Origin of the sequence: Methylibium sp. (assembly GCF_013817345.1) — a bacterium.
In the GTDB taxonomy this organism is placed as follows: Bacteria; Pseudomonadota; Gammaproteobacteria; order Burkholderiales; family Burkholderiaceae_C; genus Methylibium.
The window spans coordinates 1-24,860 of the sequence record NZ_JACDCW010000065.1 but is presented as its reverse complement, the minus strand read 5'-3'; the positions used below and the strand labels follow the sequence as shown (position 1 = coordinate 24,860).

The following is a 24,860-nucleotide window of genomic DNA, read 5'->3' as shown; positions in this document are numbered from 1 at the left end:
CGTCAGGACCGCGTCGCCGAGCGGCCCGATCGCCTGACCGAGCGCGCCGGAGGCGCCGGCGGGCGCATCCTCGGCCTGCACGGCCTCGCTGCCGCCGCCATCCACCACCACCGCGCTGGCGTCGGGGCCGGCGTGGTGATGGCGGTCGAGATGGGCATGGGCATGAACGTGATGCGCTGCGCTGACGCCATGCACCGATCCGTCCACCTGCCGGCGAAAGTCCTGCCAGCCCTGCATCGGAGTCGCGTCGGCAAGGCTCTGGGCATGGAAGTGAACGGCGCCGATGCTCTGGGCCAGCACGCCCGCCAAGCCCTGCAGCGGCAGCAGGCAAAGCAGCACCCAGAGCAGCAGGCTCTGGACCTGCGGCCGTGCGGATCGCTGCAATTCATGGCGCATGACGGCGTCGCTGAGCAAAGGGTGAGCCTGACTCTACGCAAAAGATCGGTGCGCGGATTCATAGCTTCGTTGGCCGTCGCTCAAGGCACGCGACTTGCCGCCATCGAGGCGGCGCCATGTCGGCGCCGTTCATTTTTCAGGAGTACAGCATGCAGATGAATCAAGTCCAGGACAGCATGAACCGCATCGAGCAGTGCGCCGACGACGCCATGGCGGCCTTGCGCAAGACCGGCGGCTCGACCCCCGACGAGCTGCGCCAGTGCGTCGACGAAATGCACAGTCAGTCACGCCAGGCTCGGCAGATGGCGCAGCAGTCCAGCGACGAGGGCCAGATGGTCGGCTGCGTCGACGGCCTCGAGCAGATCGGCGACCGCGCCATGGAGGCTTGCCGCAAAGCCGGCAGCCAGGTCGATCCGCAGGTGCAGCAGGCCGTGAAGCGGGCGCACGACGAGATTTCCGGCCTCAAGAAGCAGATGCACTGAGGCGAGTGTCTGCACACGGCGGTCCGGGCGCGGGCAGTGGCAGCCGCCGCGGACTCCTCCCGGTGCCCGGTGCGCTCAGGCGCGTAAGCCGCCCTGCCCTGCCTGCCTTGCCGCTGCGAGACAGGCGCTGTTGCCGCATCGACAGGCGCTAGAACAAGGCCTGCTGCGCCGCCTCTGCGGCGGGCGGGCGAAAGCGGCTTACCTCCAGCGCAAACCGCTCGCCATCCAGCCCATGCCGCGCTGCAGCCTTGCGCACCCGCTGGCGGATCAGTTCGGCCCAGGGGCCGCTGCCCTTCATGCGGGTGGCGAAGTCGGCGTCGTAGTCCTTGCCGCCGCGCATGTCGTGCACCCTCGCGAGCACGCGGGCTGCGCGGTCGGGCACATGCTGCTCGAGCCACTGCCGAAACAGCGGCGCCACTTCCCACGGCAGGCGCAGCACGGTGTAGTGGATAGAACGCGCACCGGCCGCCGCCGCGGCTTCGACGATGCGCTCGATCTCCGGCTCGTTGACGAAGGGAATGATCGGCGCGATGTTCACGCCCACCGGCACGCCGGCTGCGGCCAGCCGGGCCACGGCCTGAAGCCGGCGCTGCGGTGCGGCGGCGCGCGGCTCGAGTCGGCGCGAGAGGTTCGAGTCGAGCGTGGTGATGCTGATGAACACCAGCGCCTGCCGGCGCCGCGCGGCCGGTGCGATGAGGTCGAGGTCGCGCTCGACGCCGGCCGACTTGGTGACGATGGTGAAGGGATGCTCGCAGGCGGTCAGCACCTCCAGCACCGCGCGCGTGATGCGCAGCCTGCGCTCGATGGGCTGGTAGGCGTCGGTGGCCGAGCCGATGTTGATCGGGCTGGCCTTGTACGAAGGCCGCGCCAGTTCGACCCGCAGCCGCTCGGCGGCGTTGACCTTGGCGATGAGACGCGTCTCGAAGTCCAGCCCGGGCGACAGGTTCAGGTAGCTGTGCGTCGGCCGCGCGAAGCAGTAGCTGCAGCCGTGCTCGCAGCCGCGGTAGGGGTTGATGGAGAGCTCGAAGGGCACGTCGGGCGAGTCGTTGCGCGCCAGGATGCTCTTGACATGCTCTTCGGTGACGGTGGTGGCCGGCGGTGGCGGCTCGCCTGCGGCTGCCTCGAGGCGCGGCGCTTCCCAGCCGTCGTCCACCGCCTCGCGCAGGTCGCGCTCGAAGCGGTGTGCAATGCGCAGCGGCGTGCCGCGGCCCTTGATTGGCGCGGGCGTCGGGGGAACAGGAACAAGCGCCATGCAGCACAGAATACTGTAGTTTTATCCAGTATTCAAAGCCTTCCCGCCGGCGTCGCTACGGCAGAACTGCTGCACCGAGTCAACCCGCGGACTGGCTGGCTTGCCCTCAAGCGCCTGCGATGACGCCATCCTGTAACGGCCGTGACGTCATGCGCTTTTCGAGCTCGTCGACCGTCAGGGCCGGAGCGAAAAGGAAACCCTGAAATTCGTCGCAGCCGGCCTGGAGCAGGAAGTCGCGCTGTGCCACCGTTTCCACGCCCTCGGCGATCACCCGCAGGCGCAGCGCCCGGGCCATCTGGATGATGGCCTGCGCAATGCCGCAATCGCTTTCGTCGCCCGGCAGGCCCTTGACGAAACTGCGGTCGATCTTGAGCTTGCTGATCGGAAAGCGCTTCAGGTAACCCAGGCTCGAGTAGCCGGTGCCGAAATCGTCGATCGCCAGGCGCACGCCGAGCCGGTGCAGCGCGGTCAGACGCTGCAGCGCCTCATCGGCGTCGCGCAGCAGGATCGATTCGGTGAGCTCGAGTTCGAGCAGGGTCGCCGGCAGTTGCGCCGCAGCCAGCACCGCGGCGACGCGCTCCACGAAGTCGGCCTGCTGGAACTGCAGTGCCGAGACGTTCACCGACACCGGCAACTCTCGCCCCTGCGCGCGCCACAGGGCGGCCTGGCGCACGGCCTCGCCGAGCACCCAGTCGCCGAGCGCGACGATGAAACCGCTTTCCTCGGCCACCGGAATGAACTCGCCCGGCGACACATCGCCCAGATCGGCGTCGCGCCAGCGCAGCAGCGCCTCGGCGCCGAGCACGGTCCCGCACGCCAGCCCGACCTGCGGCTGGTAGTACAGCTGGAAGTCGCCGTGCTCCAGCGCCAGGCGCATCGCGTGGTCGAGCTTCATCCGCGCGAGCAGATCGACGTTCATCTGCGGCTGGTAGAAGCGCAGGCCGGCGCGGCCGCGCTCCTTCACGCGGTACATCGCTGCGTCGGCGTTCTTGATGAGGTCGTTCATCGAGGTGCCGTCGTTCGGGTACATCGCGATGCCGATGCTCGCCGTGACGCTGAAATTCAGGCCTTGCAGCGTGAACGGCTGGCCCAGCACTTCGAGCACGCGCCGCGCGCTGGTTTCGGCGCCGCGCGCATCGAGCTGGCTGAGCAGCAGCACGAACTCATCGCCGCCCAGGCGCGCGACGGTATCGACCTGGCGCACGCAGGTCTTCAGGCGTTCGGCCACCTCGACCAGCACGCGGTCGCCGAACAAGTGGCCCAGCGAATCGTTGATGTGCTTGAAGCGGTCGAGGTCGAGAAAGAGCAGCGCGAACGGCGTCTGGTGGCGCTGCGACATGGCCAGCGCGAACTCGATCCGCTCGGTGAGCATCACGCGGTTGGGCAGGCCGGTGAGCGCATCGCTGAAGGCCAGCTCCTCGATGCGCTTGTGCGCGGCGACGGTCTCGGTCAGGTCCTTGAAGAAGCCGACGTGGCGAACGCCCGTGGCGCCGGGCGGGTCGCCCGCGTTCGCCGGAGCGGCCATGCGCACCAGCGAAACCTGGCCCGGCAGTGCGCTGCCGTCCGCGCGCCGGTGCCACAGCTCGCCTTCCCACACGCCGTGCTCAGCCAAGCGTTCGGCCAACGGCGCAAACCAGTCGCCGGGCGGTGCGTCGCCCGCGGAGCCGGCGTTCGGCAGTGAAAGCAGGCGTGCCGTCGGCAGGCCCAGCAGCGCTTCGCGCTTCGCGCCGGTGATGCGCTCGCAGGCCGCGTTGACCGTGACGATGCGATGCTCGGCGTCGGTGACGAAGACGGCGTCCAGGCTGGACTCGAACACCTGCGCCGCGAGCTGCAGCCGCGCGGCGCTGGCCAGCGGCTCGGTGATGTCGCGAAAGGAGCACACGCGCCCGATCGGCCGGCCGCGTCCGTACTGCGGCAATGTCACGCGCTCGAGCATGCGGCCCGAGCGCAGGCGCAGCCGGTCGACGCTGCGCGTGGCCGGCAGCAGCGGCGTTTCGGCCAGTTCGCGCAAGCGCTCGCTGAAGCGCACCTCGTCCTCGACCTGGCCGCGCATCCAGTCGAGGATGGCGCGGTCGTCGCGCTGCGTGAGCAAGGCTTCGGGCAAGGACCACAACTCGGCGAAGCGCTGGTTGCAGCCGCGGATGCCGCCCTGCAAGTCGGTCACCAGCATGCCGTCGTCGGTCGATTCGAGCGTGGCGCGCAACTCGGCGAGCAGGCGCTCGAGTTCGTCTTCCGCGCCGCGCTGCGCACTCTGGTCGCGCAGGCCCAGCACATAGATGGCCTGGCCGGGTCGCATCCACACGCGGTTGACGCGGCGCTCCACCGGCACGAGGCGGCCGTCGGCATGGCGCACCAGACTGTCGGAGTGGATGTGCCGGCCCTCGGGCGGCATGCGGCCGGCGGCCATGTCTTCCCAAAAGCATTCGTCTTCGGGCGTGGCGGCGAGTTCGATCACCGCGCGGCCGATCAATGCCTCGCTGTCCACACCGAACAGCGTGCCCGCCGCTGCGTTGGCGGCGACGATGCGCAAGCCCAGCGGCTCGACCAGGCACACCGCTTCGAGCAGGCTCTCGATCAGCGGTTGCCACACCGGCGGCGGCGAGGTCATGGTGCTCCCAAGGCACTGCGCGCCGGCCCCCCGAGGGGGAGCGACCTCGCCTCGAGGGTGAGTGCCGCGGCTCCGAGCCGACCTGCGTCGGCTTGGACTGCACGAACGCCTGACGCCTCAGGCGGAAGGCGGCTCGGCGGCGAAGTCATTTATCTTGCGCCTCAACCGCTGCCGTCATGAACGGCTCACGGGCGCGCTCGAAGAAATAGCAGATGCGCGGCCGCGGCGACAACCAATCGAGCGTGGCGCGCGGCAGCTGCTGGGGCTTGAGGCTGCGGCGGATGCCGAGTTCGGGCACGGTCTCCAGGTCTAGCGGCAGCGCCTCGTCGCGACTTTGCCGGGGATCGTGCACGAGCACCCGCGGCTTGAGCGGCCGCGCGGCATTCACGGCGATCACCATGGCATGGCGCTCGTCCGATAGCTGCACGACCGAGCCGGGCGGGTACACGCCCATCATGCGGATGAAAGCGCCGAACACCGCCGCGTCGAACTTGGACTTCATCTGGCCATACATCAACGCCAGCGCCTCGTGCGGCGTGAGCGCCTGCGCGGGACTGGCGGGGTTGCACAGGTTGTCGTAGCGGTTGACGAGCGCGACGATGCGCGCCGCCGCGCTCATGCGCTCGTTGCCGAGCTTGAGCGGAAAGCCGCTGCCGTCGGCCAGCTCGTGATGTTGTGCGACGACCAGCAGCGCTCCCGGTGCGAGACGCATCTTGCGCCCGAGATCGACGCCGTAAGTCACGTGCGCCTGGTAGAGATGACGCTCGGGCGCGGACGCGCCGGCCGGGTGCGCGTCGATCCAGCGCACGCGCTCCGGCAGCTCCAGCTTGCCGATGTCGTGCAGCATCGCGCCGACGCCGAGGTCGAACATCTCGGGCTTGCTCAACTGCATCTGCTGGCCGAGCAGCAGCGAGATCACGGTCACGTTGACGGCATGCATCGAGGCGCGGTCGCCCGCCCCTTCGCCGAGCAGGCGGATCGCCATCTCCGAAGCGTCGAGCAGGCCGCCGAGGAATTCCCTGACGCGGCTTTCGCAATGTTCGCGCGCCGCCTCGGGCTGGCTGAGCGCCAGCTCGAAGCTGCGCCGCACGGCGCGACCGGCTTCAGCGTACTGGCGCTCGGCATGCCGTGCGCAGACCATCTCCGCTTCGAGCGCCTCGCGGCGGCGGTGGCGCGCCTGGGCGTCGGCGTCGACCACAGGAGCCGGTGCGGCGGGTACAACGGCCGCTTCGGCGGTGGGGTCGCCGGCGGCAATGCCCGCGGCGGCCGGGTTATCGGCAACGCCACCCGGCGCCCTTGCCGCGGTCGGGTCCGAGGCTTCGGGGGCAGCAGCATCGAACGCCACAGCGCCTGCGGCGACCAACTCGCCGAGCGTGGCGGCATCGCTGCGCTGCGGCGAGAAGCGCACGCGAGCCAGCCCCAGGGCGCGCACCGCCTCGATCTGCTCGGCGGAGGCAATGCGAAAGCTGCTCAGCGGGAAGGGATGCTCCATCCAGCCCAGATCGAGGTGGATGTGCAGACCGATGCACAAGTGCTGAACGTCGATGCTGGGTCGCTCTTGCATGGATACGGCTTTGCCGGGGAGTTGCTCCGGCTTGACGGGTTTTCGGCCGGACGCAAGGGTCCTTGAGCGCTGCGTGTCCCGACCGGCTCTTCGCGTGGACAGGAAGTGTTTCAAAACGATTCCAGCTGTGTCGAATCGCGGCCGCGGTGCCGTCGCGGCATGCCCATTGCCAAGTGCCTGCACGTTCACGCATTCTCGAAAGGTCGTTCGCCATGAAACCGAAACTGCACACCTTCTCCGGCATGCTGGCCGCGATTGTTTTTGCCGGCGGCTTGTCCGCCGCTCAGGCCCAGACCGCGACGCCGGATGCGCCTGTGCCGCAGGCCCCGTCCACCGAGCAGGCCCCGCCCTCTGCGACGCAGCCCGGAGTCGGCACGCCAGCCTCCCCGCCGAATGGCGGTTCAGTGCAGGAGGGGATCACGATCGATCCGGACGAGGCGAAGGCCATCATGGAAGCCCGCCAGATGTGCAGCAAAGCCACGGATCCGCAAGCGCAGCAGGACTGCATGAACCAGGCGCAGCAGGACTACTACCGCGCCCGCTCCGGCGGCGGCGGTGCGGGCGGCAGTGGCTCGATGCAGCCCGGCCAGGGCGGCTCCGTGAACCCGCATTCACCCGCCGCCCCGGGGGGTGGTTCGGGAACCGTTGATCCTGCCGGCTCGCCCGGCCAGTTGCCCCGTCAATAGGCAGGCGCTCTTGCCGTCGAGCCCGGCAGAGCGAAGCGGCGCGCCGGTCGTCGTGGTCGGCGGCGGCGTGGCCGGCTTGGCCTGGGCGCTCGCGCTGGCCGACATCGGCCTGCAGCCCCTGCTCATCGAGAAGGACACTCGCTTCGGCGGCCGTGCGGCGAGTTGGGCCGACCCCGTGACCGGCGATGCGGTGGATATCGGCCCGCATGTGCTGCTCAGCGAATACCGCAACATGCGAGCCTGGCTGGAGCGCCTGGGCACGGCGCACCAGGTGCAGTGGCAACGCGACCGGCTGATCACGCTGCTCGACCACGGCCGCCGGATCCTGATGCATTCGTCGCACCTTCCGGCGCCGCTGCACGGCCTGCCTAACCTGCCGGCCGCCTTGCGCTGCGTCGGCCCGCTCGACCTGTTGTCGAACTACCGTGTCGCCTGGCAGGCGATGCGCATGAACGAGGCCGACACGCTGGCGCTCGACGGCATCGATGCCCTCTCATGGCTGCGAGCGCAGGGCGTCAGCGAAGCCTTCATCGGATGGTTCTGGGTTTCGGCATCGATGACGCTCCTGAATGTGCCGCTGCTGCACTGCTCGGCCGCCGCGTTGATGCGGGTCTTTCGGCAGATGGCGGGCCACAGCGGGTTTCATTTCGGCCTGCCGAAGGTCTCGCTGGGCGAGCTGTTCACCGAACCGGCGCTGCGTGCGCTCACGGCGGCAGGCGCGGAGCTCCGACGAGGCACCGCCGTGCGCGGCCTCGAGCTGCGCGACGGCCGGCTCGAAGCGCTGGTGTTGAACGACGGTAGCCGCCTGGCCGCCCGCTGCTGCGTGCTCGCTGTACCGCCGCAGGTCTTGCGCGAGATCGCACCGCCTGAATGGGGCGGCGCTGGCAGCGCGCCCGAACAGGCCACGCGGTTCGAGGGCTCGCCCTATGTCAGCACCTATCTGTGGTTCGACCGCAAGCTCACGAGTGAGCGCTTCTGGGCGCGCAGTTGGGTGCCGAACGACCTGAACAGCGACTTCTACGACCTGTCGAACATCCGCGGCGGCGGCCATCCCGACGCTCCCTCGTTGATCGCCTGCAATGCCATCCATGCACACCGCGCCTGGAACGCCAGCGACGAACAGATCGTGCGCAGTTGCGTGGCCGAGATTGCCGGCTACGCGCCCCTGGCCGCGCGGGCGCGGCTGCGCCATGCGGCGGTGCACCGCATCCCCATGGCGATCCCTTGCGCCTGGCCCGGCACCGAGACGGCGCGACCGCTCACGGCCACAGGCATCGACGGCCTGTTCCTGGCCGGCGACTGGACGCGCACCGGCCTGCCTGCCTCGATGGAAAGCGCCGTGCGCTCCGGCTGGCGGGCGCCGAAGCGGTGGCGGCTCGCTTGCGGTGGCCGCGCAGCATCGCCCGGCCGGTGCCCGAGACGACCGGCATCGCCGGCCTGCTGCGCCGGCGCAGCGAAAGCAGCGCAGCGCCCTTACGGCATGGGGCGCGGTGAGGGCGGCGCAGTGCGGCCCAACATCGAAGCACCGGCGGCCAGCAGCGAGGACGCCATGACGAAGCCGCTCTGCGGCATCGAGCGCATCGTGTTCCAGACCAGCTGCGGGCTGCGCGGCCCGAGCAGCTGCAACCGGCGGCGCAGCATTTGTGCGCCGAGTTCGCTGAGCCGCTCGCCGAGCAAGCGCTCGGCTGCGGGCAGCAGGGTCGTTTCCTCGTCGGCCACGTGGTGCAGCACGTCTCGCATCAACTCCATGAACGTGGCGTCGTAGCTCGGATCCGCCACCGGCATGACCATCAGCCGCTCGATGAGGCGGCGCATTTCGGCATGCTCGGGCACGCTCTTTTCGACCACCGTGAGATCGGGCCGCAATTCGCGCAGTGCCGGGTAGAAGATTTCCTCCTCGAGCTGGGCGTGGATTTCCAGTGACGTGCAGGCGAGCCGAACCAGCGCCTGCTTGCGGCCGCCGGAGGTGCCCGCATGCACTTGCTGGAAAGTGGCCAGCACATGGTTGTGGTCCATGCGGATCATGTCGGTGATGCTGGGAGTGAGCTGGATCGTCAGGGTGCGCATGGCAGGGCTCGCTCGATGGGTGTTTTGCGCTGCGGCAAGCCGCATTCCTGCGGCGCCGAGGTCCGAACGCCTCAGCAGAACTCGCCGAAGGCCGACGACACGGTATTGCGGCCCGCTCCCTTGGCCCGGTACAGGGCATCGTCGGCCGCGCGCAGCAGGTCGTCGAAGGAGACGATGCGGTCGTCGAGCGTGCTGACGCCCACGCTGACCGTGTAGCGAATCGGGCCGCCGCACGAGGCGACCCGCCGGGCCGCCACGCGCTCGACGATGCGCTGGGCCAACGCATGGCCGCCGCCGAGCGTCGTCTGCGGCAGCAGCACGGCGAACTCCTCGCCGCCCAGGCGGCCGACGACATCGGGATCCCGCAGCGCCTCGCCGGCAACGCCGACAAAACTGCGCAGCACCACATCGCCGGCCGCATGGCCATAGCAGTCGTTGATGGCCTTGAAGTGATCGATGTCGGCCATCAGCACCGTGAGCGCGCTCTTGTAGCGAATGGCGCGCTCGAACTCGTGATGCGCCAGCTCGAAGAAGCGCCGCCGGTTGGCCACGCCCGTCAGGGGGTCGGTATGGGCCAGGCGCAGCAGCGCCTCCTGGGCGCGCTTGTGCTTGGTGATGTCTTCGTGGCTGACAACGATGCGCCGTTGCTCATCGCCGACCGGCGTGATCTTCATTGCGAACCAGCGATCGCTGCGCAGCTGCGGGCCCGACGCCAGGCTCTCATCGCCCGGCTCGTCCCCCCGACAACAGCGGTATTCCAGCTCGAAGCCGGTCGAGCGGCCGGCCAGTACCGAAGCGAGGCCGCAGCGCGCGGCGGTCGCGGAAGCCGGGCCGAGATCCCGGAGCCTGCCGAGCACGTCGAGGTAGTGCGCGCCGATGAAGCGCGAACCGCCGGCGTGTCCGGCCTCAGCGGCGAAGCGATGCCACGCCGCGTTCGTCTCGAGAATGCCACCGTGCCGGTCGAGCACGGCCATGCGCGCCGAGACCGCGTTGAACACCGTCGCGCGAAGCCGGGGCCCGGAGCCCGCCTGCCCCTCGGCGACCCGGACGCCGGGCAGCTCGGAATCTGCGAGCACGCGCTCGAGCAGGCGCTGTTCGCGCAGCCGCGCCTCCATAAGGCTGCTGGTGACGAGCGACAACTCCTGCAGCACCGCACGGTCCTCGTCGCTGATCTGCCGCGCGACGCGGTCGATCACGCACAACGCGCCGAGCTTGTGGCCGCCGACCGTCAGCGGCGCGCCGGCATAAAAGCGGATGTCGGGCGCGCCGGTGACCAGCGGGTTGTCGGCGAAGCGCGCGTCCTGCGTGGCGTCCTCCACGACGAACACCTCGTCTTGCAGGATCGCGTGCGAGCAGAAGGCGACGTCGCGCGGGGTCTGGGGCACGTCGAGCCCCTGCGCCGCCTTGAACCACTGGCGGTCGGTGTCGATCAGGCTGACGAGCCCGATCGGGCAGCCCATCTGCTGGCCGGCCAGCCGGGCCACCGCATCGAAAGCGGGTTCCGGCTCGGTGTCGAGAAGGCGCAGGCTGTGCAGCACGTTCAGCCGCTGCGATTCGCCGGCAGGCAGGGGAGCGATCTCCATGCTGCGATTAAGGCCCCGCCGCCAGCTTTTGGCTATGGGACTTGCCGCCATGTCCGGCGAAGTGTCAGGCTCACGAGACACCCGTGTTGGTTCTGTTCGATTGCGTACCGTCGCAGAGGCCTAGCGTTGCGGCAGCAGAGCCTGTATCCCGGTCGGACCTCTGCGGCAACTTGTTCGTTTCACCGGGAGTACGCGTCGAACGACCCCGATCACTCGGCTGCGAATGCTGCGGCCCTACACTTGCGCACATGCGTGGTGTGCTTCGAATCGTTCTGGCTTGGCTGCTCGTCCTGGCGCTGCCCGTGCAGGGCGTCGCTGCGCAGGCAATGCTGTTCTGCGGCCCGATGCATTCGACTGCGGCCTTCGGCTCGGCGACCCCGACGGTCGCGGCCACGCACCACGACCATGCCCTTCATGAACACGGCGCCTCGCCAGCCGCCGTGGTGACCGAGGCCCACGCCCACGGCGCAATGAACGCGCACGCTCCGCAGCAAGCCGACCCGTCGAACGCCGAGCCGCAGGCAAGCGGGGAGGAGACGAGCACACAGCCCTTGCCGAGCGCCGAGATGTCCTCGGCCACGTGCAGCGTGTGTGCTTCGTGCTGCAGCATGGCGGCCATCGCGACCGCTCTCGTGGTGCCCGACACGCTGTCGTTTTCCCCGGTCTATACCTTGTCGCCCTTCGAGCCCCACGCCAGCCTCGCGGCCGGCGGCCTCGAGCGACCGCCCAAGCCCCGCCTCGCCTGAGCGGCTCCGCGCGCGCCTTGCGCGCCCGGTGGTGCCGCCAAGAACAGCCGCCTGCGTTTTGTGCAGGCGAGTCCATCGTTCTCCTGCGAGGCTCCAATGATCCAGACTCCCATTGCCTTTCGGCTCGCAACCGTCGTCGCCAGCCTGTTCATCGTCGCGCCGGCCGCAGCCCAGCCCGAATCGCCGACCCCGGCCCGGCCTGAAGCACGCGACCCCTTCGACGCCCGGGCGACCGTGCCGCCGGTGCGGTACCGCTCGGCCTTCTCCGGCTACCGCCCGCTCAGTGACGAGACGGTCGGCTGGAAAGAGGCGAATGACGAGGTCGCCCGCATCGGCGGCTGGCGCGCCTACGCCCGGGAAGCCAACGCGCCGGAGTCGCCGGCCAGCGCGCCCGCACCGGGCGCCGCCGGCGACTCGAAGGCGCCCGCGCCCGCCGAGCATGGCGGTCACGGCAGTCATGGCAACAAGAAAAACTGAGGAACGCACCGTGATCCCGAACACCCCGACCTCTCCGGCGCCGCGACCGAATGCGCGCTCGCCGCGGCCGCGATTCGTCGCCGTCGCCGCAGCCGCGCTGCTGCTCGGCGGCTGCGCCACCTTCAGTGCCGACGGCGGTTTCGCGCCGCTCGAACAGACCGCGCAGGAGCGCCTCGGCAAAGACGTGAAATGGGCGCGCAGCGCGAACGATCTCGACGGCATTGCGAGCCGCGTCGACGAACTGCTGGCGCAGCCGCTGAACGCCGACAGCGCGGTACAGATCGCGCTGCTCAACAACCGCGGCCTGCAGGCGAGCTATCAGCAACTCGGCATCGCCGAGGCCGACCTGGTTCAGTCGAGCCGGCTGCCCAACCCCGGCTTCAGCATCACCAAGCTGCGCCAGGGCGACGAGCGCGAGATCGAGCGCTTCTTCTCCTTCGATCTCGGCCACGTGCTGGTGCTGCCGCTGGCGCGCCAGGTCGAGAGCCGGCGCTTCGCGGCCACGCAGCGCAGCGTGACGATGGAGATGCTCGCGCTGGCCGCCGAGACCCGCAAGGCCTGGGTCGGTGCCGTGGCGGCGGACGAGAGCCTGCGCTACTCGCGGCAGGTCCAGCGCGCCGCCGATGCCGGGGCCGAACTGGCCAGCCGCATGGCCGCGGTCGGCAACTTCACCAAGCTGCAACAGGCCCGCGAGCAGGGCTTCTACGCTCAGGCGGTGCTGGATCTCGCGCGTGCTCAGCAAGCGCAGGTCTCGGCGCGCGAGCGGCTGACGCGCCTGCTCGGCCTGTGGGGAACGCAAACGCAGTTCGAGCTGCCCGAGCGCCTGCCCGATCTGCCGAAGATGCCAGCCGACCAGCCCGACATCGAACAGCTCGCCATGACGCAGCGCCTGGACGTGCAGTCCGCGAAGCTGCAGGCCGAGGCGACCGCCAAGAATCTCGGCTTGAGCAAGGTCACGCGCTTCGTCAACGTGCTCGAGCTCGGCTACGAGCGCAACACCTCCAACGAAGCGCCGCGCCAGACCGGCTACGAGATTGGGGTGGAAATCCCGCTGTTCGACTGGAGCGGCGCGCGCGTGGCCAAGGCCGAGGCGATCTACATGCAGAGCGTGCAGCGCGCGGCGCAGGCGGCCATCGACGCGCGTTCGGAAGTGCGCGAGGCCTATCTCGGCTACCGCTCGGCCTGGGACATCGCCCGCCACTATCGCGAGGACATCGTGCCGACCGCCAAGCGCATCTCCGACGAGAACGTGCTCCGCTACAACGGCATGTTCATCGGCGTGTTCGAGCTGCTCGCCGACACCCGCTCGCAGATCGCCAGCGTCAATGCGTCGATCCAGGCCCTGCGTGATTTCTGGATCGCGCAGGCCGACCTGGACATGGCCTTGATGGGCAAGCCCAGCCTCTCCGGCATGTCCGGCGCCTCTTCGGCCGCCATGGCTGGCGGCGACGCCGGCGCCGCCCACTGAACCCAGGAGCCTCACCCATGTTTTCCCGAAGAAACTTCATGCGCGGCGCCGGTGCCCTCACGGCCGCGGCCAGCGCCGCCGCCGTGAGCAAGGTGGCGATGGCCGCCCTGCCCGAGCCGGTGCTGCAGACCACGCCGGACACCATGCCGCCGCTTGTTCCCGAGACCGGCCGGCCCTACAACCCCGTGGTCACCCTCAACGGCTGGACCCTGCCCTGGCGCATGAACCAGGGCGTCAAGGAATTCCACCTGGTGGCCGAGCCGGTGGTGCGCGAGATGGCGCCCGGCTTCAAGGCTCACCTGTGGGGCTACAACGGCCAGTCGCCGGGCCCGACGATCGAGGTGGTCGAAGGCGACCGCGTGCGCATCTTCGTGACCAACAAGCTGCCCGAGCACACCAGCATGCACTGGCACGGCCAGCGCCTGCCCAACGGCATGGACGGCGTGACGGGCCTGACCCAGCCGGCCATCCCCGCCGGCAAGACCTTCGTCTACGAGTTCGTCGCTCGGCGACCCGGCACCTTCATGTACCACCCGCATGCCGACGAGATGGTGCAGATGGCGATGGGGATGATGGGCTTCTGGGTCACGCACCCGAAGGGCAAACACCCGTTGATCGCCGAGGTGGACCGCGACTTCGTGTTCCTGCTCAACGCCTACGACGTCGATCCGGGCGCGGCCACGCCCAAGATCATGACCATGCTCGACTTCAACCTGTGGAGCTGGAACAGCCGCATCTTCCCCGGCATCGATTCGCTCAACGTGCGGCTCAACGACAAGGTGCGCATCCGCATCGGCAACCTCACCATGACCAACCACCCGATGCACCTGCACGGGCACGAGTTCCTCGTCACGGGCACGGATGGCGGGCCGACGCCGAAGAGCACGCGCCAGTACGAGGTGACCAGCGACGTGGCGGTGGGCCAGATGCGGCAGATCGAGTTCCTCGCCGACGAGCCGGGCGACTGGGCCTTTCACTGCCACAAGAGCCACCACACCATGAACGCGATGGGCCACGACGTGCCGACCATGATCGGCGTCGAGCACCAGGGCGTGGCGCGCCAGATCACGCAACTGATCCCCGACTACATGGTGATGGCCGAGCGTGGCATGGCCGACATGGCCGAGATGACCATGCCGCTGCCCGACAACACCGTGCCCATGATGACCGGCGAGGGCCCGTTCGGCTCGGTCGAGATGGGCGGCATGTTCAGCATGGTGAAGGTGCGCCGGGAGCAGAAACGCGGCGACTACTCCGACCCCGGCTGGTACGAGCACCCGCCCGGCGAAGTGGCCTACGAGTGGACCGGCGCGCTGGCCGAGCCGGCGCGCTTCAAGGCCGAGGGCGGCTCGTCGATGCCCCTGCGGCAAAAGCCGGTGCAAGACACCGAAGTCAAGATTCGCAAGCCGACCGGGCACTCCGGTCACTGAAAGTAGACGACGACATGAAACAGATTCCGTTTCTCGCTGTCGCACTGCTCCTTGCGGGCGGAGCGACGGCCCAGCACGCCCACCCCCCGGGCTCCGGCAGCTATGCAGCCCTGGCCTCGCGCGAGATCAAGGCGCTATCGACCGAGGAGACCGAGGCCTTGCGCGCCGGACGCGGGATGATGCAGGCGCTGCCGGCCGAGCTGAACGGCTATCCCGGCCCGATGCACACGCTCGAACATGCGCAGGCGCTCGCCCTGAGCGCCGAGCAGCGCGTGGCCACCGAGGCGCTGATGACTCGCCACAAGGGAGAGGCTCGCCGGCTCGGCGCCGCCGTCATCGATGCCGAGCGCGCGCTGGAACAGGCGTTCGCGCGCCGCGAAGCCGATGCGCCGCGCATTCGCACACTGGTCGCGGAGGTGGCGCGACTGCGCGGCGAGTTGCGCGCGTCGCACCTGCTGGCGCACGTCGAGCAGACGCGGCTGCTGAGCGCCGGGCAGACCGAGCAGTACCAGCGGCTGCGTGGCTACGCCAGGAACTGATGCGGGATGACCCTCGGCAAGGCGATGCCGGCCACCCCGGGTCGGCGTCGTCAACGTCACGAAGCGTTTTACCCACTTGAAAGGACTCCCATGCAATTTTCAAAACATGCCCTCGCCGCCGTCCTGGCGGCACTCGCCACTGCCGGCGCAACGCCGGCCTTCGCCCACAGCGAAGATGCCCACGAAAAGAAAGCCGGCCCGGTCGTCAAGGAGCAAAAGGACTGGGGTATCGCCGGCGATGCCAGGAACGCCAAGCGGACGGTCGAGGTTCGCATGCTCGACTCGATGCGCTTCTCGCCCGAGAAGCTCGAGATCAAGCAGGGCGAAACCGTCCGCTTCGTCGTGAAGAACGCCGGCGCGGTGATGCACGAATTCGTCATCGGCACGAAGAAGGAGAACGACGCCCACGCCGAGATGATGATGAAGCACCCGGGCATGGAACACGACGAGCCCTACATGGCGCACGTGGCGCCGGGCAAGACGGGCGAGATCGTCTGGACCTTCAACCGGCCGGGCAATTTCGACTTCGCCTGCCTGATCGCGGGCCACTACCAGGCCGGCATGGTGGGCAAGATCAAGGTCGCCGGAACGAGCAATGCCGCAAGCCAGGCGCCTGCGCAAAAGCAGGCAGCACACAAGCACTGAGGACGCAGGGATCGCCCCCCGAGCGCCCGACCGATTCATCAACGACCCTTCGAAGGAATCTCTCATGAACAAGCTCTTCATCGCGACCCTCGTCGCCGCAAGCTTTTCCTTGCCGGCCTTGGCGGCCGGCGATCACGTGGTCGCTCAAGCGACGACGCCCGCGGCGACCGCCGCCGACATGACCGACGGCGAAATTCGCAAGGTCGACAAGGGCAACAGCAAGATGACCATCAAGCACGGCGAGCTCAAGAACCTCGACATGCCTGCCATGACCATGGTGTTCCAAGTCAAGGATCCCGCCCTGCTCGACAAGGTGAAGGCGGGCGACAAGGTGCGCTTCAAGGCCGAAAAGGCGGGCACCGCCTTCGTGGTGACGGAAGTGGAAGCCGCGAAGTAGCCCATACCGAGCATCGACCGAACCGCGCCGGACCGCCGCTGCGGATCGGTCCGACGCCCCCCGGCCCTGGCGGTCATCGAGCTGGGCGGGCGTCAATGGCCGTGATCAAGACGGCCAGCGCGGATGATCGTCGTCGATGACGTAGGCGTGCGAATGCCGCGGCTTGGCGGCGCCCGCCATGTGCGGATGCGTGGGCTCCAAGTCGTCGTGGCGGTGCTCGAGTGACTGCGGATCGTCTTTTGGCCACAGCCGCGTCGCCAGCACCACCGCCGCGCCGGCCAGCACGGCCAGCACGATGAAGCTCGTCGTGAGCCCGGCCGCGGCGCCGAGCCAGCCGGCCAGCGGATAGGTGAGGAGCCAGCAGACGTGCGACAGCGCGAACTGCGCCGCAAACAGCGCGGGGCGATCCACCGGCTGCGAAGAGCGGCGCAGCAGCCGCCCGGAAGGCGTCTGCGCCAGCGAATAGCCCAGGCCGAGCACGAACCACAAAGGCAGCAGCGCGGCATAGCTGCGCGCTGCCAGGCTGCCGGCCAGGAGACCGGCGGCGATCAGCCCGGCGCCGGCGAGCATCACCCGCCGCTCTGGCAGGCGGTCGAGCAGCCGGGGCAGCGCCAGCGCCACCAGCATCGAGCCGGCGCCGAAGGCGGCCAGTGCCACCGCGGTGGCTTCTTGCGTCAGGCCGAATCCGGACTGCACCAGCACGACGGTGTTGACGATCACCATCGCACTGCCGGCGGCGATCGCGAGGTTGAGCGCCAAAAGGCCCTGCAGGCGCGGCGTGGCCAGGTAGATCCGCAGGCCGCGCGTGGTGCGCTCGTAGATGCTGCGCTTGGGCGGCGCCACCGCCCGGGGCAGCACGACGGAGACCACCAGCACGGCCGAGGCAACAAAGCCGATCACCGTGCCGCCGAAGAGCTGGGGATAGCTCAACGCGGTGAGCAGCACGGCGGCCAGGGCGGGACTGGCAAGGCTTTCCATGTCGTAGGCCAGCCGCGAGAGCGACAGCGCCTTGGTGTAGTCGCCCTCGTCGGGCAGCACGTCGGGGAGGGTCGCCTGGAACGTCGGCGTGAATGCCGCCGAGGCCGACTGCAGCACGAAGATCAGCAGGTAGATCTCCCAGACCTGCGTCACGAAGGGCAGCAGCAGGGCCACCGCCGCACGGGCCAGATCGAGCGTGACCAGCAGCGCCCGCCGCGGCAGGCGCTCGGCGAAGGCTGCGGCGATCGGTGCGACGCCGATGTAGGCCAGCATCTTGATTGCCAGCGCGGTGCCGAGCACGGCACCCGCATTCGCTCCTGCGAGGTCGAAGGCGAGCAGGCTCAGGGCGACGGTGGCCAGGCCGGTGCCGAGCAGCGCGATGACCTGGGCGAGGAACAGGTGCCGGTAGGTCCGGTCGGACAGGACATCGATCATGGTTCCGACCGGCAGCCTGGCTCAGGTGTTCAGAGCACGCGCTTGATCGCCGTGTACTCGCCGCGGGTGTTCAGCGTGACGCTGACGTTTGCTTTGCTGCGGTTGCGCCAGAACCAGCCGTGCTTGCCGTCGAATGCAGCCTGCAGGACGCCCTTGTCGCCTGTGACCTGCAGGCCCTTGCCGTAGCCGTGATAGAAGTCCTTCGCCGCAGTCGGCGTGTCGCCGTGGGTGTCGTAGTTGACCGGGCCGCCGCGGGTCGTCCACTCGAAGGCCACCTCGGCGCCCTTGCGCATGTCGAGCTTGATCTCGGCGGCCTGGCCGGGCTTCAGCGTGACCGTCATCTCGTGGGTCTGCGCGGCCGGTGTCGCTTCGACCGGTGCGGTGGGCTTCGCCGGCAGCGCCTGTGCCGGAGTTGCGGGAGCCGCAGCCACGGGCGCAGGATCGGCGGTGGCCGGCGCCGGGCTGGCTGGCACCGGCTCAGCATCGGCCATCGGCGCCGGCGTGGCCTGCAATGGCCTCGCCTCGGCCACCGGTGCGGCTGCGACTTGCGCGGCTGCATCGGCATCGGCCGCTGGCGCGGCCGCAACCTGGGCGTCTGCAGCAGCGGCCTGCGCGGCCAGCGAAGTCTTGATCTCGCCCATCTCGGTGAGCCCGAGCACGCGGCCGATGCCGGTCGGGTCGATTCCGTACTCGGCGGGCAGGACGGTGGTGGTCAGCAAGGCGCCGGCCGCAATGGCGGCGAGCACGGTCGAGCGGACGAGCTGGCGCGAGCTGGGCAGTTCGGCGCGGGTGGGAAGGTCGGTGTTGTACATGGGAGGAAATCCTTGTCTGATCATCGTCAAGCGACGACGAGGCCGGTGAGCTGGTAGCCGGTCAGCGCAAAGCCGGCGGCCATCACGACGACGTTGGCGGCATAGGCGTTGCGCAGGAAGCTCGCGGTGCGGCGCCAGAAGCCCATGACGATCAGGATGGCTGTGAGCGCAAGCAGCTGCCCGATCTCGACGCCGACGTTGAACGCCAGCAGGTTGGGCAGCAGTCCGTCGGCCGAGATCTCGTACTCCTGGATCTTGGTCGCCAGGCCGAATCCGTGGAACAAGCCGAACACCAGAGTCGCCACCCGCGTGTCGGGTTGCACCCCGGACCAGCGCTGGAAGGCGCCGAGGTTGTCGAGCGCCTTGTAGACCACCGACAGACCGATGATCGCGTCGATCAGATAGGCGCTGACATTGCTGCCGAAGTACACGCCGGCCAGCAGGGTGACCGAGTGGCCGACTGCGAACAGGCTGACGTACAGGGCGACGTGCTGCAGCCGGTACAGGAAGAAGATCACCCCGAACAGGAACAGCAGGTGGTCGTAACCGGTGACCATATGCTTGGCACCCAGGTAGGTGAAGGCCATCAGATTGACGCCGGTGATCTCCTGGATGTAGCCCTTGTCGCCTTCGGCGACGCCGTGGGCGAAGGCGCTGGCGCACAGCACAAGGAAGAGGCTTGTGGCGATGAGCAGGGGCCGCAAGCGGCTTTGCCACGTGATCGTCGGCGAGCACCGGTCAAGGCTGAAACAGGGCAGGTCCATCAGAACTCCGAAGTAAAAAGGCGGCAGTGGGTTTTCTGCGACGGTGCGACCAGCGCGACGGGTCTGTGAGGCGGGCTTCTCGAATGCCAGCCTTCAACTCAGGCACCAGCCTCCTGGCCCGCGTCGCGACCGCACACGTTGGCGCTGACGACGACCCGGCGCTTGCCGTCCTTCCAGCCATCTGGTTCGGCCCGGGCGACGACGCATGATGCGAACGCGCAGGCGGGTGTGTTGCCGACTCCGAGGTGCGTGTTGCGCAGGAAAGCGCGCGCACCTCGCAGTGATTCAGGCGGTCAGGCGCGGGGGTCTGAGCGGGCCGTCGATGAACGGCTGCGGCGCCATGCTCACGCATTGCCGACTCGGCGCGCAGGAGCCGAGCGGGCCCATCGATGCCGAGACGGCGTGCAGCAACGCAACCGGCGCCGTCACGTGATCGACGAACAAGTGCTGCACCGATTCGTCGGAGTCGTCGAAGTGATGGGAACCGTCGTCATGGTGATGATGGCCTTCGTCCTGCCAATGCAGCACCGCGTGAGCGGGGTCCGGGGCGGCTTCGCCCATGGAGCCCGCCCGCGCCAGCGCCAGCGATTGCCAAAGCATGGCAAACAGCAAGGCGATGACGATGCCGGCGCGGTTCATGCGGCGCAGTCTAAGCGGGTCGCAAGCGTCCCCACGCCTGGTCGGTATTCGCAGCCCGCAGCGCGGCGCGAAACACCGCTGCGGCTAGCCGCCGACCCTGCCGTGTTGCTTCAGGCACCGAACTTGCCACTGCCGCTGCGATGGCAGCGGATCTTCGCTCGTGTTCCCACCGGACGGCCCGAGGAGACTTGGACATGTCGGCGACAAGCCCGCCGTACCGGCCCATTTCCGACTACGCCCTCATCGGCAATACGCACACGGCCGCGCTGGTCGGGCGCGACGGCTCGATCGACTGGTGTTGTCTCCCGCATTTCGACAGCGGCGCGGTGTTCTGCCGGCTGCTCGACACCGAGCGCGGCGGCTTCCTGCGCCTCGGCCCGGCCGGCGAGCACTCGTCGTCGCGGCGCTACGGCGAAGACGGCCCGGTGCTCGAGACCGAGTTCACCGTGCCGGGCGGGCGCGTGCGAGTAACCGACTTCATGCACAGCGCGCGCATCGCGCAAAGCCGCCTGGGCATCGACGATCCGCATTGCCACCGGCTGCTGCGGCGCGTTGACGGGCTGGCCGGGTGCGTGACGCTGGAGCTGACGTTCCGGCCGACCTTCGACTTCGCCCGCAAGCCGGCCGAGATCAGCCTCACGCCCGATGGCGCCAGGGCGAGCGCCACGGACGAGATCCTGCTGCTGCGCGTGACGCCCGCCGCGAAGCTCAAGCTGAACGAAGGCACCGTGTCGGCGCACCTGGACGTGCGCGCGGGCGAGCGGCTGTGGGTCGTTCTGTCCCATGGCGGCGCGCAAGCCGGCAACGATTCCCTGGTCGCAGCCGATCCCGAAGCGCTGCTCGAGGAAACCCGCCGCCACTGGCGCGAGTGGCAGGCGCTGTGCACTTACGAGGGGCCCTACGTGCCGCAGGTGCGCCGCAGCGCCATGGTGCTCAAGCTGCTCAGCTTCGCGCCGACGGGCGCGCTCGTCGCCGCGCCGACCAGTTCGCTGCCCGAGCAGATCGGCGGCGTGCGCAACTGGGACTACCGCTATTGCTGGCTGCGCGACGCGGCGCTGGTGCTGCACGCGCTCATGTCGATCGGCTACCACGAGGCGGCAATGGACTTCTTCCGCTGGCTCGAAGCCCTCGGCGAGAGCGAGAGAGAGGGCGACCTGCAGATCATGTACCGGCTCGACGGCGGCCGCGATCTGCCGGAGCACGAGCTGCATCACCTCGCCGGCTACCGCGGCTCGGCGCCGGTGCGCACCGGCAATGCGGCGGTCGGCCAGAAGCAGCTCGACGTCTACGGCCATGTGCTCGACGCCGCTCTGCGCTGCCTGGAAGAGATGAACGAGCCGATCCGCCCCGGCCTGCGCGCGGTGCTGCGCCGCCTGGCCGATCGCGCGGCAGCCTGCTGGCGCGAGCCCGACCAGGGGCTGTGGGAAGTGCGCGGCCCGCCGCAGCAGTTCGTGTCGTCCAAGCTGATGTGCTGGGTCGCGCTCGATCGCGCGCTGCGGCTCGAAGCCGCCGGCAAGCTGCAGGGCGACGTGCCGGGCTGGCGCCGCGAGCGCGATGCCGTGCGCGCCGCAATACTCGAGCAGGGCTACAACGCCGCGGCCGGCGCTTTCACTCAGGTGCTCGGCGGCAATGCGCTCGATGCCAGCGCACTGCTCATGCCGCTGGTGGGCTTCCTGCCGGCGACCGACGAACGCATGATCTCCACCGTGCGCTGCATCGCCGAGCAACTGAGCGCGCACGGCCTCGTCTGCCGCTACCGCAGCGAAGACGGCCTGGCCGGCGGCGAGGCGACCTTCGCCATCTGCAGTTTCTGGATGGTGGACAACCTGGCGCTGCAGGGGCGCCTGGACGAAGCCCGAGCGCTGTTCGAGCGCATCGCCGCCTTTAGCAGCGACCTGGGCCTGCTGTCCGAGCAAATCGATCCTGTGAGCGGAGAACTGCTGGGCAACTACCCGCAGGGTTTCACGCACCTGGCGCTGATCCAGTCGGCCCTGACGATCGACGCCGTGCAACGGCGGCAGCGCGAGGGGGCCGAACCGTGACGCGACCGCGCATCGTCGTCATCACCGGCGGTTCGGCCGGCGTCGGCCGTGCCGCTGCACGCGCGTTCTCCAAGCAAGGCGACTGGGTTGCCATCCTGGCGCGCGACGATGATCGCGTGCAGGCCGCGTGCGAAGAGTTGCGCGAGGCCGGCGGCACCGCGCTCGGCATCGCGGTCGATGTGGCCGACGCGGTGCAGGTCGAAAACGCGGCCGAGCGCGTCGAGCGCGAACTCGGTTTGATCTCGGTGTGGGTGAACAACGTCTCGACGACGGTGTTCGCGCCGGTCACCGAGACCACGGCCGAGGAGTTCAAGCAGGTCACCGAGGTCGCCTACCTGGGCGCCGTGTACGGCACGAAGGCAGCACTGAAACGCATGCTCCCGCGCAACGAGGGCGTCATCGTGCAGACCGGCTCGGCGCTGGCCTACCGCTCCATTCCCCTGCAATCGGCCTATTGCGCCGCCAAGGCCGCCGTTCGCGGCTTCACCGATGCGCTGCGCTGCGAGCTGATCCACGAGCGCTCCAAGGTGCGCGTGACCATGGTTCACCTGTCGGCCTTCAACACGCCGCAGTTCGAATGGGCGCGCAACAAGCTGCCGCGGCTGGTGCAGCCGGTCCCGCCGATCTACCAGCCGACGATCGCGGGCGAGGCGATCGTCCGGGCGGCGGGCCGCCCCAAGCGCGAGTGGTGGGTCGGCTGGCCGGCGGTGAAGGCGATCCTGTCGAGCCGTGTGCTGCCGGGCCTGGGCGACCGCATGGCAGCGAGCAGCGCGTGGAGCGGGCAGCAGAGCGAGGGGCCGCCCGCCGACTACCGGCCCGGCAACCTGTTCGCGCCGGTGCCCGGGGCGTTCGGCGCGCGCGGCCGGTTCAACACGCGGGCCCGCAAGCACAGTCTGCAATGGTGGTTGTCCAAGCACCGCGCCGGCGCTCTGGCCTTCGCGGTGCTCGCGCTGTCCGGCGCTGCGGTGGCCTTCATCGTCTGGCCCTGAGCACGGCGCCGAGGAGCACGGATGAGCGACGACGGCAGCAAGCGCGAAGTGGTGATGGTCACCGGCGCCGCCGGCTTCATCGGCCGGGCGCTGGTCGAGCGGCTGGCAGAGCGCTGGCGCGTGCTCGCGCTGGAGCGGCCCGGCTCGCCCGACGTGCCGCACGCGGCCGCGACTTTCGGCGTGGACCTTGCGTCGGACGACAGCGTGGGCGCCGCGTTGCGGCGGGTGCGTGCAGAGCATGGCGCGCGCATCGCCTCCGTCATCCACCTCGCGGCCTATTTCGATCTGGAGGGCAAGCCGCACCCCGACTACGAGCGCGTCACCGTGCGCGGCACCGAGCGCCTGCTGCGCGAGCTGCAGTCCTTCGAGCTCGGGCAGTTCGTCTTCATGAGCACCCTGCTGGTCCACGCGCCGGGGCGCCGCGGCGAGCCGATCGACGAGGACGCGCCGATCGATCCCAAGCTGCCTTACCGCGAATCGAAGATCAAGACGGAGATGCTCATCCGGGGACAGCGCGGCGACATCCCGGCGGTGTTCGTGCGGCCGGCCGGGGTGTACGACGACCAGGGCCACGCCGCCTTCCTCGCCCACCAGATCGCCCGCATCCATGAGCGCCGGCCCGACGGCCGCGTCTACCCGGGCGATCCGGACAGCGGGCAGCCCTTCCTGCACCTCGACGATCTCGTCGAGGCGCTGCTGCGCATCGTCGAGCGCCGCCACGAGCTGCCGCCCGAGGTGGCGCTGCTGCTGGCCGAGCCCGAGACGCCGACCTTTCGCGAACTGCAGGATGCCATCGGCTGCCTGATCCATGGCGAGCATTGGGAGACCGTGCGCATTGCGCCGAGCGTGGCCCGCCTGGGCGCGACGCTGGAGGCCGACGTGTTCGACGTCGATCCTTTCGTGCGGCCGTGGATGATCGACATCGCCAACGACCACTATGAAGTCGACATCTCGCGCGCGAGCCGGCTGCTCGGCTGGCGCCCGCGGCACTCGCTGCTCGAACACCTGCCCGAGATGATCCGCGCGCTCAAGGCCGACCCGAGCGGCTGGTACCGCGCCAACAAGCTCAACCCGGCGGTGGTGGCCGACAAGGCGCCGGAAGTGCCGGAGACGAGCAAACACGGCCAGGGTCATGGCCCCGGCCAAGCCGACATGAAGCAGCACATGCAGCAAATGCGCGACATGCACTTCGGCATGCTGTGGCCGCACTTCGTCAACCTGATGCTCGGCGCCTGGCTGGTCGGCAGCGCCTTCGCCTTCGGCGCCTTCGACGCGCCGGCCTTCGGCGAAGCGGTGCTGCGCGTGACGGCCGATCGCGGCCTGGCCGACCCTGCCGACAGGATGGTGTGGCTCGGCTGGAGCGATCTTGTGAGCGGCGCGCTCGTCATGCTGTTCAGCTTGCTGTCGCTGTCGCAGCAGCGCTTTCGCTGGGCGCCCTGGGCCAACACGGCGGTCGGTGTGTGGCTGCTGTTCGCGCCGCTCGTCTTCTGGTCCCCGAGCGCGGCGATCTACACCAACGACACGCTGATCGGCTCGCTCGTCATCGCCTTCGCGATCCTCGTGCCCATGATGCCGGGCATGAGCATGGCCTCGATGATGGACGAGTCGGACCTGCCCGTCGGCTGGAGCTACTGCCCTTCGACCTACCTGCAGCGCGTGCCCATCGTCGCGCTCGGCTTCATCGGCTTCGTGATCTCGCGCCAGCTCACCGCCTACCAGCTCGGCCATGCCGAAGGCGTGTGGGAGCCCTTCTTCGCGGGCACCGGCGGGCTCAACGCCACCGAGACGATCATCACCTCCGACGTCTCCAAGGCCCTGCCGATCGCCGACGCCGGCCTGGGCGCCGTGAGCTACGTGTTCG

22 protein-coding genes and 1 pseudogene are annotated in these 24,860 nt (G+C 69.3%); 13 read left to right on the top strand and 10 right to left on the bottom strand.

What is annotated here, in order from left to right; genetic code table 11:
- The coding region (locus H0W40_RS12935; RefSeq protein ID WP_292446760.1) for a hypothetical protein at positions 1–396 on the bottom strand (396 nt) is incomplete at its 3' end.
- Positions 397–545: 149 nt separating this feature from the next.
- Between H0W40_RS12935 and H0W40_RS12930 the strand changes: the two genes are divergently transcribed.
- The gene (locus H0W40_RS12930) at positions 546–878 is read left to right on the top strand and encodes a hypothetical protein (RefSeq protein ID WP_292446757.1); all 333 of its coding nucleotides are present in this window, start codon (positions 546–548) and stop codon (positions 876–878) included.
- A gap of 148 nt (positions 879–1,026) precedes the next feature.
- Here H0W40_RS12930 and H0W40_RS12925 read toward each other — a convergent pair whose 3' ends face one another.
- The 3 genes from H0W40_RS12925 to H0W40_RS12915 all read right to left on the bottom strand — a co-directional run bounded on the left by H0W40_RS12925 (position 1,027) and on the right by H0W40_RS12915 (position 6,302).
- Entirely contained in the window at positions 1,027–2,130 is a 1,104-nt protein-coding gene (locus H0W40_RS12925) for a PA0069 family radical SAM protein (protein ID WP_292446755.1), read from the bottom strand.
- A 106-nt stretch (positions 2,131–2,236) separates the two neighbouring features.
- On the bottom strand, positions 2,237–4,738 hold the full coding sequence (locus H0W40_RS12920; RefSeq protein ID WP_292446754.1) for an EAL domain-containing protein: 2,502 nt from the start codon (positions 4,736–4,738) through the stop codon (positions 2,237–2,239).
- Between the two features lie 145 nt (positions 4,739–4,883).
- Complete coding sequence (locus H0W40_RS12915) at positions 4,884–6,302, bottom strand: HD-GYP domain-containing protein (RefSeq protein ID WP_292446752.1); 1,419 nt, start codon at positions 6,300–6,302, stop codon at positions 4,884–4,886.
- A gap of 212 nt (positions 6,303–6,514) precedes the next feature.
- Here H0W40_RS12915 and H0W40_RS12910 point away from each other — a divergent pair, with 212 nt between their 5' ends.
- Both H0W40_RS12910 and H0W40_RS12905 read left to right on the top strand, forming a co-directional pair.
- On the top strand, positions 6,515–6,988 hold the full coding sequence (locus tag H0W40_RS12910; RefSeq protein WP_292446750.1) for a hypothetical protein: 474 nt from the start codon (positions 6,515–6,517) through the stop codon (positions 6,986–6,988).
- A pseudogene (locus H0W40_RS12905) lies at positions 6,933–8,288 on the top strand (FAD-dependent oxidoreductase); the annotation flags it as partial. The gene H0W40_RS12910 and the pseudogene H0W40_RS12905, both read left to right, overlap by 56 nt.
- Positions 8,289–8,461: 173 nt before the next feature.
- Here H0W40_RS12905 and H0W40_RS12900 read toward each other — a convergent pair.
- Together H0W40_RS12900 and H0W40_RS12895 are read right to left on the bottom strand one after the other, a co-directional pair.
- Positions 8,462–9,004, bottom strand: a complete 543-nt coding sequence (locus H0W40_RS12900; protein WP_292446762.1) for a hemerythrin domain-containing protein — start codon at positions 9,002–9,004, stop codon at positions 8,462–8,464.
- Between the two features lie 122 nt (positions 9,005–9,126).
- A complete protein-coding gene (locus H0W40_RS12895) occupies positions 9,127–10,638 on the bottom strand; it encodes a diguanylate cyclase (RefSeq protein ID WP_292446747.1) in 1,512 nt (503 codons plus the stop codon).
- Between the two features lie 248 nt (positions 10,639–10,886).
- On the opposite strand from H0W40_RS12895, the gene H0W40_RS12890 reads away from it, so the two are divergent.
- The 7 genes from H0W40_RS12890 to H0W40_RS12860 all read left to right on the top strand — a co-directional run bounded on the left by H0W40_RS12890 (position 10,887) and on the right by H0W40_RS12860 (position 16,340).
- Positions 10,887–11,384 carry a hypothetical protein gene (locus H0W40_RS12890; RefSeq protein ID WP_292446745.1) on the top strand — a complete coding sequence of 166 codons (498 nt, stop codon included), beginning with the start codon at positions 10,887–10,889 and terminating at the stop codon, positions 11,382–11,384.
- 96 nt (positions 11,385–11,480) lie between these two features.
- Positions 11,481–11,861, top strand: a complete 381-nt coding sequence (locus H0W40_RS12885) for a hypothetical protein (protein WP_292446743.1) — start codon at positions 11,481–11,483, stop codon at positions 11,859–11,861.
- A 10-nt stretch (positions 11,862–11,871) separates the two neighbouring features.
- On the top strand, positions 11,872–13,329 hold the full coding sequence (locus tag H0W40_RS12880; protein WP_292446741.1) for a TolC family protein: 1,458 nt from the start codon (positions 11,872–11,874) through the stop codon (positions 13,327–13,329).
- 17 nt (positions 13,330–13,346) lie between these two features.
- A complete protein-coding gene (locus H0W40_RS12875) occupies positions 13,347–14,759 on the top strand; it encodes a copper oxidase (protein WP_292446738.1) in 1,413 nt (470 codons plus the stop codon).
- Positions 14,760–14,773: 14 nt separating this feature from the next.
- Positions 14,774–15,298: a periplasmic heavy metal sensor gene (locus tag H0W40_RS12870; protein ID WP_292446735.1), complete on the top strand. Its 525-nt coding sequence runs from the start codon at positions 14,774–14,776 to the stop codon at positions 15,296–15,298.
- 90 nt (positions 15,299–15,388) lie between these two features.
- Complete coding sequence (locus H0W40_RS12865) at positions 15,389–15,943, top strand: cupredoxin family protein (protein ID WP_292446732.1); 555 nt, start codon at positions 15,389–15,391, stop codon at positions 15,941–15,943.
- Between the two features lie 64 nt (positions 15,944–16,007).
- Complete coding sequence (locus tag H0W40_RS12860; protein ID WP_292446730.1) at positions 16,008–16,340, top strand: copper-binding protein; 333 nt, start codon at positions 16,008–16,010, stop codon at positions 16,338–16,340.
- A 105-nt stretch (positions 16,341–16,445) separates the two neighbouring features.
- Here H0W40_RS12860 and H0W40_RS12855 read toward each other — a convergent pair whose 3' ends face one another.
- The 4 genes from H0W40_RS12855 to H0W40_RS12840 all read right to left on the bottom strand — a co-directional run bounded on the left by H0W40_RS12855 (position 16,446) and on the right by H0W40_RS12840 (position 19,968).
- Complete coding sequence (locus tag H0W40_RS12855) at positions 16,446–17,753, bottom strand: MFS transporter (protein ID WP_292446728.1); 1,308 nt, start codon at positions 17,751–17,753, stop codon at positions 16,446–16,448.
- Positions 17,754–17,782: 29 nt separating this feature from the next.
- Complete coding sequence (locus H0W40_RS12850; RefSeq protein WP_292446726.1) at positions 17,783–18,565, bottom strand: transmembrane anchor protein; 783 nt, start codon at positions 18,563–18,565, stop codon at positions 17,783–17,785.
- Between the two features lie 26 nt (positions 18,566–18,591).
- The gene (locus H0W40_RS12845; RefSeq protein ID WP_292446723.1) at positions 18,592–19,329 is read right to left on the bottom strand and encodes a HupE/UreJ family protein; all 738 of its coding nucleotides are present in this window, start codon (positions 19,327–19,329) and stop codon (positions 18,592–18,594) included.
- A 285-nt stretch (positions 19,330–19,614) separates the two neighbouring features.
- A complete protein-coding gene (locus H0W40_RS12840) occupies positions 19,615–19,968 on the bottom strand; it encodes a hypothetical protein (RefSeq protein ID WP_292446722.1) in 354 nt (117 codons plus the stop codon).
- Positions 19,969–20,162: 194 nt separating this feature from the next.
- Here H0W40_RS12840 and H0W40_RS12835 point away from each other — a divergent pair, with 194 nt between their 5' ends.
- The 3 genes from H0W40_RS12835 to H0W40_RS12825 form a co-directional block, all read left to right on the top strand.
- Entirely contained in the window at positions 20,163–22,010 is a 1,848-nt protein-coding gene (locus H0W40_RS12835; RefSeq protein WP_292446719.1) for a glycoside hydrolase family 15 protein, read from the top strand.
- A complete protein-coding gene (locus H0W40_RS12830; protein ID WP_292446717.1) occupies positions 22,007–22,999 on the top strand; it encodes an SDR family oxidoreductase in 993 nt (330 codons plus the stop codon). Before H0W40_RS12835 ends, H0W40_RS12830 begins: the two co-directional genes overlap by 4 nt.
- Before the next feature lie 21 nt (positions 23,000–23,020).
- A partial coding sequence (locus H0W40_RS12825) for an NAD-dependent epimerase/dehydratase family protein (protein WP_292446715.1) occupies positions 23,021–24,860 on the top strand: 1,840 nt, incomplete at its 3' end.